Source organism: Lactimicrobium massiliense (genome assembly GCF_900343155.1).
Classification (GTDB): domain Bacteria; phylum Bacillota_I; class Bacilli_A; order Erysipelotrichales; family Erysipelotrichaceae; genus Bulleidia; species Bulleidia massiliensis.
The window spans coordinates 347856-360673 of record NZ_OUNG01000001.1; the positions used below are offsets into that span (position 1 = coordinate 347856).

Consider the following 12818-nt stretch of genomic DNA (forward strand, 5'->3'; position numbering starts at 1 on the left):
GAGGATCTTCACATGAAACTCGTCTATCAGGTTAATGACAGACCTAAATTCACGCAGCTTGTTGTTTTCGGCTTCCAGCAGGTTCTGGCTATTATGGCCGCAACAATCGCCGTTCCTCTCATTATCGGCAATGGCATGTCCACCGCCGCCGCCCTGTTTGGTGCCGGCATTGGAACCCTTGTCTACATCCTGTTTACCAATCATAAGAGCCCAGTATTCCTGGGCTCTTCATTTGCGTTTATAGGATCAATGAGTGCAGCCTTCGCTGGTGCGGTATCCATTCAGGCCGGCTATGCAGGCTTGCTGCTTGGTGCAGCCTTCGCCGGCATCGTCTATGTCATCTTCGCGATGATCATCCGCAAAGTCGGCACCGGCTGGATCAACAAGCTAATGCCTGCGATTGTCATCGGCCCGACCGTTTCCATCATCGGCCTGTCCCTGGCAGGCAGCGCCGTCACCAACTTGCGCACATCCAGCCTGACCGGCGAAACGACCCAGTTTGCCGTCCTGTGCGGCATCATCGCTTTGATCGCTACCATGCTGGCAAGCACCTATGGCGGCCGCAAGGCAAAGATGATCCCCTTCATTATCGGTATCCTGACCGGCTACGGTGTGGCGGCGATCTTCACATGGATCGGCCTGGCCACCGGCTATGCACCAATGCAGATTGTTGACTTCAGCGCCTTCAGCACACTGACAGATGGCGGCATCGGCCTGCACACCTTCCTGTCTGTACCGGACTTCACTTTCCTCAAGGCATTTGCCGGCTTCCATGAAATCGACGCTTCCTACATCGGCACGATCTTTGCGGCCTATGTACCGGTTGCCTTCGTCGTCTTCGCCGAGCACATCGCGGACCATCGCAACATCTCCAGCATCATCGAAACAGACCTGCTCACAGATCCAGGCCTTGATCACACACTGCTGGGTGATGGCATCGGCTCCATTGCCGGCGCCTTCTTCGGCGGCTGCCCGAACACAACCTATGGTGAGTCCATCGCCTGCGTTGCCATTACCCGCAATGCCAGCGTTGCCACCATCACCTGCGCCGCTGTGGAATGCCTGATCATCTCCTTCATCACACCGTTCGTCGCCTTCATCTCCTCGATCCCGACCTGCGTCATGGGCGGTGTATGCATGGCACTGTACGGATTCATCGCTGTCTCCGGACTGAAGATGATCCAGAGAGCCGATCTCGACCTCAACCGCAATCTGTATGTTGTCTCCACGATTCTGATCTCCGGCATCGGCGGATTATCCCTGACATTCGGCAAGATCGCAATCACGACGATCGCCTGCTCCTTGATCCTTGGCATCATCGTAAACAAGCTGCTGGCAAAGGATCCAAACTCCCGCGACGACAACGATCTTTAAGTTGCATTCCCCTGCCTATCTGCTAGAATAACAGCGCCGACAGTGATAGAGGAAGCACAGGCACAAGGCCATGCGCAGCGAGTTCTGGATGGTGCAAGCAGAACAATGGTGAAACCTGATGACAAGGCCTTTTGAGAAAGCCGCGCTGCTGCGATATGGCAGAGTAATGAGATGACAGATTCTGTCATGAATTAGGGTGGTACCACGAACAAGCTCTCGTCCCTATGGGTGAGAGCTTTTTATATTAGGATGGAGGAAGACAATGTCTGAAGAAGAACTGACAAAAGAAGAGAAGAAGCGTCTCAAGGAAGAACGAAGAAAAGCATTTGAAGCGGCGCATCCGGAGCTGGCTGCCCGCCGCCGAGAGGCTGATCAGAAGAAACAGAAACTGCAGAAGAAAAAGGAAGAGCTTGTGCAGGCTGTCAATGAGCAGAGCCTGAATGACCAGGAAGCTGCCCGCCGCCAGAAGATGGAACAGCTTGCCAGCCAGGGTATTGATCCGTTCGGACATGCCTTCAGCCGCAATTCCAACAGCGGCATCATCCGCCGCGATTATGGCGATAATACTGCCGAAGAGCTGGAGAAGATGGATGTACAGGTATCTGTTGCCGGCCGTATCATGGCAAAGCGCAGAATGGGCAAGCTTGGCTTCATCCAGCTGCAGGACCGCGAAGGCAGAATCCAGGTTGTCGTTAATGAGCGTGTCGTCGGACCGGAAGTCTATGAACTGTTCAAGTCTGCAGATCTCGGCGATATCATCGGTGTCAAGGGACGCATCATCCGTACCCAGACCGGTGAGCTGTCTGTGGAATGCCATGAATACACCCACCTGTCCAAGGCACTGCGCCCTCTGCCGGAGAAGTTCCATGGCCTGACCGATAAGGAAGAGCGCTACCGCAGACGGTATCTGGATCTGATCATGAACCGTTCCAGCATGGAGATCGCTTTGACAAGACCGAAGATCATCCGTGCCATCCAGAGATGGATGGATGACCATGGCTATGTGGAAGTCGAAACACCAATTCTGCAGCCGATTCTCGGCGGTGCCAATGCCAGACCGTTCATTACCCACCACAATGCCCTCGATAAGGATTTCTATCTCCGTATTGCCACTGAGCTGGAATTGAAGAGACTGATTGTTGGCGGCATGGAAGGTGTCTATGAAATCGGCCGCATTTTCCGCAATGAGGGCATGGACCTCAAGCACAACCCTGAATTTACAACCATGGAAGCGTATCTTGCCTACAGTGATCTCAAGGGCATGATGGAAATGAATGAGCAGCTGTTTGAATACGTCGCCAATGAAGTATTCCACAAGACCGAGTTCAGCTTCATGGGCAAGAATGTTTCCCTGAAGGCACCATACAAGAGATGGAACATGGTGGATGCCGTCAAGGAAGTCACTGGTGTTGATTTCTGGCAGCCGATGTCCGTTGACAAGGCACTCGAGCTGGCCAAGGAACACAATGTGGAAGTACTTCCTCATCAAAGAACAGTCGGCAACATCATCTCTCTGTTCTTTGATCAGTTCTGCGAAGACAAGATTGAACAGCCGACCTTTGTCTGGGGCCACCCGATTGAGATTTCGCCGCTGGCCAAGAAGAATCCGGATGATCCTAGATTCACCCAGCGCTTCGAGCTGGAAATCTGCGGTGTTGAATTCGACAATGCCTTCACGGAGCTCAATGATCCAATCGATCAGAAGCAGCGTTTCATCCAGCAGCTGGAAAACAAGAAGCTCGGTGATGATGAAGCCGGTGAAATGGATGAAGATTATGTTGAGGCACTGGAATACGGCATGCCTCCGACAGGTGGCATTGGTATCGGTATCGACAGATTTGTCATGTTGCTGACAGGTCAGGATTCCATCCGTGATGTTCTGTTATTCCCGACGATGAAGCAGCGCGGAGAATAACAGGTTATAACAAGATATAAAAAGTATCCACTTCATTTTCTGACAATAAACAAGATCCTGAGCAATCGGGATCTTTGTTGTTTCTGGTACTGTGATTGCCAAACGAGAGGAAAATACTAAAATAAAGTCACAAAAGTTATGGGCTGGTTGAAAGACCCGGGTCCATCTTACGCGTGGAAGTTCCTCGCATTTTTTGTTCATTGGAGGCTTTGTTTATGAAAAGAGAACTTAGCATATTCATAGACAAAAGCGGCGACTGGGGATCATATGATTTTCACTCGCCATATCACATTGTCACAATGATATTCCACGATCAGTGAAAAAGCATTACAGATCAAATCAGTCATCTTGATAAAGAACTTACGAAAGTGAATTTGCGAAGTTTAATGATAACCACACTGGCTGTAAGTTGGCAGATGCAGCATTAATGATGTCCTGGAAGCAATTATGCTCGAAAAAGATGTGTTATTCGAAGACATGATTCTTCATCATGACGAAGGAGGCGATCCGATTCCCAGTAACATCAAACTCGCTGATATTGACCAGAGGCTGACTGGAGCTTTCGTAAAGGAAAAAACACTGACTAAAGGTATTGAAGTCATCAAGAAGGATTATGACTATATTCTGATTGATTATCCCCCTTACTCTCGGGAATCTTACTATCAATTCACTCGTAGCAGCAGATGAAACACTGATCACAGTGGAACCTCAATATCTGCCTGTCGTTGGCATGACGCAGCTCATTAAAACTATTGAGCGTGTCCGATCCAATCTTTCTCTGGGTCTAAAGTACTCAGGGATTGTCTTCACGAAAGTAAACATTCAAACGAATATTGCAAAAGACACAATCGGAACAGTGAAAGAAATGTTCGGAAGTCATATAAGAATATATATCTGACAATAAGAAATATATGATGACAAAAGTTTTTGTTATCATATGGATAGGAAAGCCACAGAAATACAATAAATGAAAAAAGTATCGATGGAAAAGATCGCTCAGAAAGCCGGTGTATCTAAGAGTACAGTTTCAAATGCCCTCAGCGGGAAAGATCACATGCTGAGTGAGGAGACTAAAAAGCGTATCCTTCAGATTGCGGAGGAATGCGGATATCAGAAGAAAAATCATCTGATCCGTTTTGTTGTATTTGAACGGAGAGTTCTCCCTGAAAGCAGGAAAATAGATCATGATCCGAAGTTCAAAATACTATATACATCCATGAAAAGACAGTGCTGTCTTTTTCACTACCGGATTGCCGTCAACCACATCAAAGAGATGGATAAAGAAAAAGGATTCGGATATATCCGGAAAATATCCGACTGTGACGGGCTGATCATTCTCGGCTGGGAACTGACGATAGACGACCTGCGCTGGCTGCGTGAATTTCTGAATATTCCGTTCGTCGTGATCGATGCGGCTTTCTCGGATCCGAAATATGATTTTGTGACAAATAATAATGTGGATGCGGCATACCAGCTGACACAGCGGATGATCGACTGCGGACACAGAAGAATAGGTTTTATCCACGGAGGCGACATGGAAGTATTTGATGAGCGGAGCCGCGGATATCAGAATGCTTTGATTGCGAATAATCTGGAGTACGACCGCAGTATCGTATGCCGGGTGGAACGGAAGAATAAAAGTGAATTTGTGGAGGAGATCCGGGAATTCCTGCTGAAACTGTCGAAAAGGAATACCCCAATGCCGACTGCTTTTCTCGCATGTGACGACAGGATTGCCGTTTCCTTTCTGGCAGCTTCGATTGCATTGAACATGGATTTCTCACTGGCCGGATTTGACAATCTGCCGGTGTGTCTTGAACAGACACCGCAGCTGGCGAGCGTGGAACCGGACTATAGTTATATCGGTGTGACAGCTGTCAAACGCATCGTGGAGAAAATCAGCAGCGGCGAAACAAAAACACAGAAGATCTATACCGAACCGAACATATATTATCGTGAAAGCATAGCGGTACTAAACAAAAAGAAAAACGTTTAGTTCAAACGCAAGAAACCTGTACTGCATGGATTACCGGAAAAGAAAAGGGTTGCTACATTGATGGTGTCAAAGGAACACACATCGAAACAGCAGCCCTTTATTTCCAGCCGGATAAAGAACCTGCATCGGATTGTTCCTTAAAGAATCCAAGTAATTCAGAAGGGAAAAGGAAGATGGAAAAGAAAGCAAATTTCACAGACAAGCTTACAGTATTAAGCGATAAAATATCCGGAAATCTTTACTTGCAGAGCATTTCACAGGGCGTCATGATGATGCTGCCTGTCATTATCATCGGCTCATTTGCCAGCCTGTTCAGCGGACTGCCGGTCGGCTTCTGGCAGAACTTCATCCAGTCCACAGGAATTGCATCCGCACTTGCAATGGTAATCAACGGCACAACAAACATGCTTGGTGTCTATTTCACTTACGGTATTGCCAGAACATTTGCCGAAAAGCAGGGCATGAATTCAAAACTGGCAGGTATCTTCGCAATTGCTGTTTACTTCATTCTGCTGCCGGCTTATGCAGCAGAAGGAATCGGATCATATCTTGCATTTGACTATACCGGCACAAAGGGAATGATCGTCGGAATCATCCTCGCGATTCTGAGCGTTAAAGTCCTGAAGCTGGTTACTGAAAGAAACATCACGATCAAGATGCCGAACGGAACACCGGAATATGTATCCAGATCATTTGCAGCACTGATCCCGGGCTTCATTCTTATAGTTCTCGCTATTGTCCTCCGCATGATCTTTGCGGCGACACCGTTCGGTTCCATATTTGACTGCCTTTACGGCATTCTGCAGATCCCGCTCCAGGCACTGCTCGGCGGCAGCGTAATCTCCAATGTGATCATTCAGATTCTGACCCAGGTCTGCTGGGGACTGGGTATTCACCCCGGTTTCCTCTCCAGCATAACAGCTCCTGTATTATTCAGTCTTGACGGTGCCAACCAGGCTGCGTATGCGGCAGGTCAGCCAATTCCGAACACGATCGGTATGGCAATGTCCTACAGTTCCACAATTGCATGTTTCTATCCTGCAATCGCAGTCTGCGTGCTGCTGTTCGCCAAGTCCAGAGAACTGAAGACAGTTGGCAAAGTCGCAATTGCCCCGGCAATCTTCGGCATCAGTGAACCGATGATCTTCGGTCTTCCGATCATGCTGAATCCGGTCATGATCATTCCGTGGGTAATCTGCCCTGTCGTCAACTTCGTTCTCGCTTATGCCGCATGCTCTCTCGGCATCGTTGCAAAATACGCAGGTGTTGTTGTATTTAACTTTCCGATGATCGCAACCGGACTCCTGAACGGAAGCTTCAGCCTGGTCATTCTGGAAATCGTACTCTTCGCAATCGATGTTGTGATCTTCCTGCCGTTTGTCAAAGCACTGGACAGAAAAAAACTGGAAACAGAGAAAGCAGAGTAATCTATGAAACTGCTTGTGCAAAGCGATGATTACGGCATGACGAAAGCAGTGTCTCTCGGGTGTATTGAAGGCATCCGCAACGGTGTGATCCGAAATACCGGCATGTTTGCCAACATGCCGTGTATCGAAGAATGCGTGGAATGGATCCGACCGTATCTGGATCAGATCGCTTTCGGAATCGATCTGAACGCATCCACCGGCAGATCTGTTCTTCCGCATGAAAAGATCCCGCACCTGACGCACGAAGACGGTTCCTTCCTGACCAGCAGCGAAAACAGAAGCCTGGACAATGAAGAGAACGGATTCAACCATCTGGCACAGTATAAAGACGAACTATATGCTGAGTTTGATGCCCAGATCAGCAGATACATCCAGCTTGTCGGGCATAAACCGGATTATATTCACAATCATGCCTACGGAACGGAGACAACGTTCGAAGTGTCGCGTGAACTCAGTGCGAAATATCACTGCTGCTATTCGGATGACACAGTACATAATCCGCTGGTGAAAGAAGGCGGTATGGGCTGGTATTCCTTCGGCGGACCCGAAGCGCAGCTGAAGAACGATCCCGTCACATGGTTTACGGAAGACCGTCCCGGCATGCTTGGCAGTGAATACGGCTACATCATATGTCACTGCGGCTACGCGGATGCGGAATTATTCGCAATGAGCAGTTTCAATGCCTGCCGTCTCAAAGATCTGGAGTGCATGACGTCTGATAAAATGAAAGCGTGGATCAGGAAAAACAACATTGAACTGATATCTTATAAAGACCTGCCCTCTGACTGGGCAAGATAAACAGGATCGCCTTCATGAGCACCCCTTTCTCATGAAGGCTTTCTTCATAATACAGGAGGAACAGCATGCAGTATTTAAAAACAGGCAATCAAAGAATCGTAAACGAAGCCAATGAAGAAATCATTCTGCAGGGATATGCGGCAGGCAACTGGATGGTGCAGGAAGCTTTCCTGTTCGGTACAGGCGGCTTTCACGCTGATTTCAAACCATTTATGCGGGCACAGGGAATGGATCGTCCGCGTACAATTCACCAGGCGATTATTGAAACCTGCGGCACAAAATATGCCGAATCATTCTGGCATCGATATTACCGGAATTATTTTGCGGAAGAAGATATCCGTCATCTGAAAGAAACGGGATTCAATTCTGTCCGTCTTCCGTTCCTGGCCCGGGCATTTCTGAAAGAGGAGCCGGAGATCGTATGGGATGAAGAAAACTTTGCCATGCTGGACCGGATCATTGACTGGTGTGAGCAGTACGGTATCTATGTCATCCTTGACATGCATGCGGCATATGCCGGACAGAGTACGGTAGGCTGCGATGACGGTGTTGATAATTATCCGCATCTGTTTACCGATGAGGAAGGCCGGGCCAGAAGCATTCTCGTCTGGAAGAAACTGGCTGAACGGTATAAAGACCGTTCTGTCATTGCCGGATATGAACTGCTGAATGAACCGCTCGCACTTCCCAAATGGGATAACTATATTCCGGAACTGCTGGAATTCTACCGCGAATGCATTAAGGAGATCCGGTCTGTCGACAGGAATCATATGATATTCCTGCAGGGTCATCGTTTTGCCAAAAGAGCAGATATTTTCGAAGAAGACATGGACCCGGTATGCCATAACTGGGTGCTGACATTCCATATCTATGAAACTCTCCCCGATCTCGGTCTCCTTGGTCCGATCATGGCGGAAAGAGAACGTCTGAATGTACCGGTATGGGTCGGTGAGACAGGCGGCACAAAGCACTGGCTGACAGTTCTGAGCAGTATGCTGTATGAAAACCACATCGGCATCAACGTGTGGTGCCATAAGGCGGTTTCCAGACCGAATGCCCCTACTCTCTGTACGTATGAAGTTCCGGAGGATTTCCACAGAGTTACGGACTATATCCAGAAAGGCGCATCCAAGCCTTCCTTTAAAGAAGCAATCGAGATCTTTGATCAGTATCTGGAAAATGTGAAATTTGAAAACTGCACGCTGCATGAAGAAGAAGCATATGCTGTTCTCCGCTCCGTTCCGGTCATGATACCGGCTGTCGGCTATGACTGGGATCCGGCTTCCCACAAGGGAAACTATCCGTACTGCTCGTTCAGCGGATACCGGCGGGAAGATCATTTAAAAATGATCCTGCCAGACGGAAAACGTGCTTATGAACATGCGGAATTCAAGGGAATATCCTTTGAACCGATTCCAAAATACGGTGACTATAACCGGCTGGCTCTCGTCCTGCGGGAAGGTGAATATGCTGCATATACCATTCTCTCTTCAAAGGATTCCGTTCAGCTGACGATCGACGGGCAATGTTCAAACGGCGCGCAGCTCACAATTGAAGCCTGCGGAGCGGAATACCACCTGCAGAAAGGTCAGAACACTATTGTTCTTTCCGGTTTAAAGAACGGAAGGATTCCGGTAAAACTGATCTGTGAATCCGGTGAAGTCAGCTTCCGTACATTGCATTTTGAATAATCCCTCCGGATCGATCCAGTCATTTTTTCATAATCATGGCCACCCGTAAAACGGGTGTTTTGCTCAAAAGCTATGTGTGCAAGTCAGCGTCTTAAAGCGCTGGCTTTTCCACTTTACTGGTGTCTGCGGTTATATTTTTGAAGCAGCTGGTCCTGCTCAGCTCCAGAACGCCCGCGATAAAACCGGCGGAGGCATTACAGACAGCGCTTTGGCACTCCCCTGACTTCAGTCATGGGGAGTGCCAACGAATGAAAATAGGGGCTGAGGCTGCCCCCTGTTTTGCATGTGACCGGAACGTCCGGCATGTTCTCTTTTCTTCTTTCAGAACATGACAGGATCATTGATCTGTTCTGCTCAGATGGAATCTCAGAGCACCGATCAGATTAGCGTCGTTGCCATATCTGCATGGCACGAGGAAATGAAACTGCTAATTCATACCTGCGCCAGTAAGCGGGAACTTGACTACTGATTGCTGCCTGTTCGCAAAAATGCAGTCAGGAACATATCAACGTTTTGCCTGTTCGTCAGGAACATATTCACCGATTTTTGCCGCCTGCCCGTTATCGGGAACATGTCGACAAACTGGAATTTGTCACTTACAACCTTTTCTCAATTTTTTCCAACTATGGCTTGTCAGGCAGCTTTTACCTAAATCCTTCATCATATCTTCCCAAAGCTTATATGGCATTGTCATCGACAAGTAGTCCTTAAGGACAGCGCTTCTTTGGGAAATGTCAAAAAGTCTCATGATTGCATAAGGCTCTTCCTTATCGATCCGCTCCGCTGCATAGACGATAGAGTGGCACGCGGCTCCAAATGGTGCGAGGGTATTTACGGCCTTACCGTTATGGAAGCCCTGCATGGTGACGAGTGCCGAAATCTGATCTGCGTTCGCAAAAACATATACTACATCAGGTGTACCGACTTCAGACCACCTGCTCAATGGTGCGATAATAATTCTTGGATAGGCTTTATCGGAAAACGGCATATTGTTTCTCCATTTCAAGGCTGTTTCCGCATCACAGAAGAAGCGTCCCCCTCTTTAAGCATTGGCGGCGCTCCTGCAGGAGCTTTTTTCCAAGTCCTTGTGAAAGCATTACATAAATATTCGGATTCAAACGGGTAATCCGTCACCGAAGCAGGCAACTACTGCTCCGTCGGGGCAAGTACATCCATCCTCATCCAAGGATGTGATCTTTCCTTCGGCTGCAGCCAAAGCAAAAGGAATAACACAGTTCCTCTTTTGCGGAGATACTTCCAGCTCGCAAATTGCGGATGTATTCCCCAGAAAAATACCTACGGGTTCTAAACTCAAATTTCGTACCTTCTTCCTTCATCGCCTCCAATGCATGTGTTAATATTTCTTCTAGGTCACTGTTTGTTTTCAAAATTCCTCCTTTGCTTGGCGTGTTGGTCCACTCCAATTGTAAGAAGGAACTGATGGAACGGCCAGTGGCCGTTTTCTCCCGGCGGATATTGGCCGTTTTCTCCCGTCACTTTTTGGCCATTTTCACCCGACGCTAACATTATTAGACGGAAATAAAGGAGACTCCTTCCCTTCTGGGGGTGAGTCTCCTTTCATAGTGTGTCGGGCATGGCACACATCTAGCCTGCAATAGAGGCAGGCCGCGGGTATTTGTCGCCAAGCGAAGTGAACTACCAGCCGAGGGTGAATAACCCAGAGCGAAAGCAGTAGCTAGCATATTTCTGAGCTTACGTACAGAAACCTGATTGAGGCCATAAGGCGGATAAGGCTGCTATGCAAGCTGAAGTCCAAAAGACAAACGTAAAGCCGACCGGTAAATCAGGAAGCTATGGAAATTACAGATGTGTGTCTTACCCCGAGAGATCCTGCGGACAGATGAACCTAAACACAGGGAAACCGAGACGCTTTTAAACAGCTATCGTTATCATCTGGTCGGATAAAGGTCTATCGCAGGAAGTCAGCTGAGGTCATAGTAGTGATGAAGCTTCTGTAACGGAAGTGGAGCGAAGGACCTAATGTTTGTATAGTGTGCCCCACTATACGCAATGTTCGGATAGTCCGAAAGGGAGGATAAGCCTACAGCAGAGGATCGTAACCTCTGACGGCAAAGGGCCCCGGGATGATTCTGAATAATCTACAGATAGAAAGGAATGGCACAGCGGTATGGAATTAATTGAAGTGATTCTGAGTGACGAAAACTTGGAAGAAGCGATCAGAAGGGTTAAGAGAAACCGTGGCGCGGCCGGCGTGGACGGCATGAAAACCAGTGAGCTGGATGAGTATTTCTCTAAACATAAAGAAATAATCAAACAGCAGATCCGGAACATGCAGTACAGACCGAAACCAGTCCGCAGGGTCTATATACCCAAGCCCAATGGCAAGCAAAGGCCATTAGGTATTCCGTCAGTCGCAGACCGGGTGGTACAGCAGGCAGCAGCCCAGGTACTCAGCGGCATCTACGACAGCACATTCAGTGACCATAGTTATGGATTCAGGCCAAACAGAAGCGCACATGATGCGATGAAGGATGTCCTGAATAATCTGAACAGCGGATACGACTGGGTGATTGATCTCGACATCGAAAAGTATTTCGATACGGTGAATCATGACAAATTAATCTCCATTTTGAGAGAAAAGGTAAACGACAAGAGAACGTTACACCTGATCCGGTCCTTTCTGAAGGCTGGCGTCATGGTGAACGGACTCGTATCACCAACTGAACTAGGCGTTCCGCAAGGCGGACCCCTCAGTCCGATACTTAGCCTTATTTATCTCGATAAATTTGACAAAGAACTGGAGAGCAGAGGACTGCATTTTGTGCGGTACGCAGATGACTGCGACATCTTCGTGAAGAGCGAAATGGCGGCAGACAGAGTGATGAAGTCGGTAGCCTCATGGCTGGAACGAAAGCTGTTTCTGAAGGTCAGTCCAACCAAGACAAAGGTGGTCAGGCCAACACACAGCGAGTTCCTAGGCTTTACGTACTGGAAGGCAAAAGACGGATGGCACTGCAAACCGAGTGATGACAGAAAGAAACGGCTGATGGCGAAAACCAAGGCTGTCCTGCAACGCAAGGAAGCAATATCCAGACCTCTGGCCGTCACATTCACAAAACTGAATCAGATCGTCAGAGGATGGATCAATTATTTCATCATCGGAGATATGAAGGCTTTCCTCGATGAATATGGACAGTGGATGCGGCACAAAGTCAGAGTCATCATCATCAAGCAATGGAAGAAACCGAAGCGTATAGACACAAATCTCCAAAGGCTTAACGCTATGTTCCATTGTAATTTCACCGATGAAGATACATACAAGGTAGCCAACTCACGCCTAGGATGGTATCGGAGGAGTGGAATGGATGTGGTAAATTACGCTCTCAGCCCGAAAGTACTGGCCCTGCCAAGTAGGAAAACAGGTCGACCAGGACTGGTCAACCCGTTGGAATACTACCTCAATAATCGTAAGTAAATACAAACGTAGCGCCGTATACGGAAAACCGTACGTACGGTGCAACGGGAGGGTCGAGCCGCTAACGCGGCTCACTCTACCCTATTAAACTTTTTATAGTTATGTATTATTTATTGCATGATATAGAGGATCATCCTTATTATCAGTCACTTCGTCATAG

General features: G+C 48.2%; 9 protein-coding genes and 1 pseudogene. 9 read left to right on the plus strand and 1 reads right to left on the minus strand.

Features of this window, described 5'->3' with window-relative positions:
* Nucleotides 1-12: 12 nt before the first annotated feature.
* The 8 genes from DHU66_RS01710 to DHU66_RS01745 all read left to right on the plus strand — a co-directional run bounded on the left by DHU66_RS01710 (nt 13) and on the right by DHU66_RS01745 (nt 9201).
* Nucleotides 13-1374 (plus strand): uracil-xanthine permease family protein, encoded by a 1362-nt coding sequence (locus DHU66_RS01710; RefSeq protein ID WP_108774164.1) that lies wholly within the window; start codon nt 13-15, stop codon nt 1372-1374.
* A gap of 262 nt (nt 1375-1636) precedes the next feature.
* Nucleotides 1637-3289, plus strand: coding sequence for a lysine--tRNA ligase (gene lysS / locus DHU66_RS01715; RefSeq protein ID WP_108774165.1), 1653 nt, complete (start codon nt 1637-1639; stop codon nt 3287-3289).
* A 447-nt stretch (nt 3290-3736) separates the two neighbouring features.
* Nucleotides 3737-3976, plus strand: coding sequence for a ParA family protein (locus DHU66_RS01720; RefSeq protein WP_108774166.1), 240 nt, complete (start codon nt 3737-3739; stop codon nt 3974-3976).
* Entirely contained in the window at nt 3918-4187 is a 270-nt protein-coding gene (locus tag DHU66_RS12600) for an AAA family ATPase (protein WP_108774167.1), read from the plus strand. The genes DHU66_RS01720 and DHU66_RS12600 overlap by 59 nt, the downstream gene beginning before the upstream one ends.
* 69 nt (nt 4188-4256) lie before the next feature.
* Nucleotides 4257-5285: a LacI family DNA-binding transcriptional regulator gene (locus DHU66_RS01730; RefSeq protein WP_108774168.1), complete on the plus strand. Its 1029-nt coding sequence runs from the start codon at nt 4257-4259 to the stop codon at nt 5283-5285.
* 173 nt (nt 5286-5458) lie between these two features.
* Complete coding sequence (locus DHU66_RS01735; RefSeq protein WP_108774169.1) at nt 5459-6712, plus strand: PTS sugar transporter subunit IIC; 1254 nt, start codon at nt 5459-5461, stop codon at nt 6710-6712.
* Between the two features lie 3 nt (nt 6713-6715).
* The gene (locus tag DHU66_RS01740) at nt 6716-7510 is read left to right on the plus strand and encodes a ChbG/HpnK family deacetylase (protein ID WP_108774170.1); all 795 of its coding nucleotides are present in this window, start codon (nt 6716-6718) and stop codon (nt 7508-7510) included.
* A 65-nt stretch (nt 7511-7575) separates the two neighbouring features.
* On the plus strand, nt 7576-9201 hold the full coding sequence (locus DHU66_RS01745) for a glycoside hydrolase family 5 protein (RefSeq protein ID WP_108774171.1): 1626 nt from the start codon (nt 7576-7578) through the stop codon (nt 9199-9201).
* A gap of 592 nt (nt 9202-9793) precedes the next feature.
* On the opposite strand, the pseudogene DHU66_RS12565 reads toward DHU66_RS01745, so the two are convergent.
* Nucleotides 9794-10225 (minus strand): annotated as a pseudogene (locus DHU66_RS12565) (DUF169 domain-containing protein); the annotation flags it as partial.
* Between the two features lie 1125 nt (nt 10226-11350).
* Here DHU66_RS12565 and ltrA point away from each other — a divergent pair.
* Nucleotides 11351-12658 (plus strand): group II intron reverse transcriptase/maturase, encoded by a 1308-nt coding sequence (gene ltrA / locus DHU66_RS01760; protein WP_108774013.1) that lies wholly within the window; start codon nt 11351-11353, stop codon nt 12656-12658.
* The last annotated feature ends 160 nt before the right edge of the window (nt 12659-12818 follow it).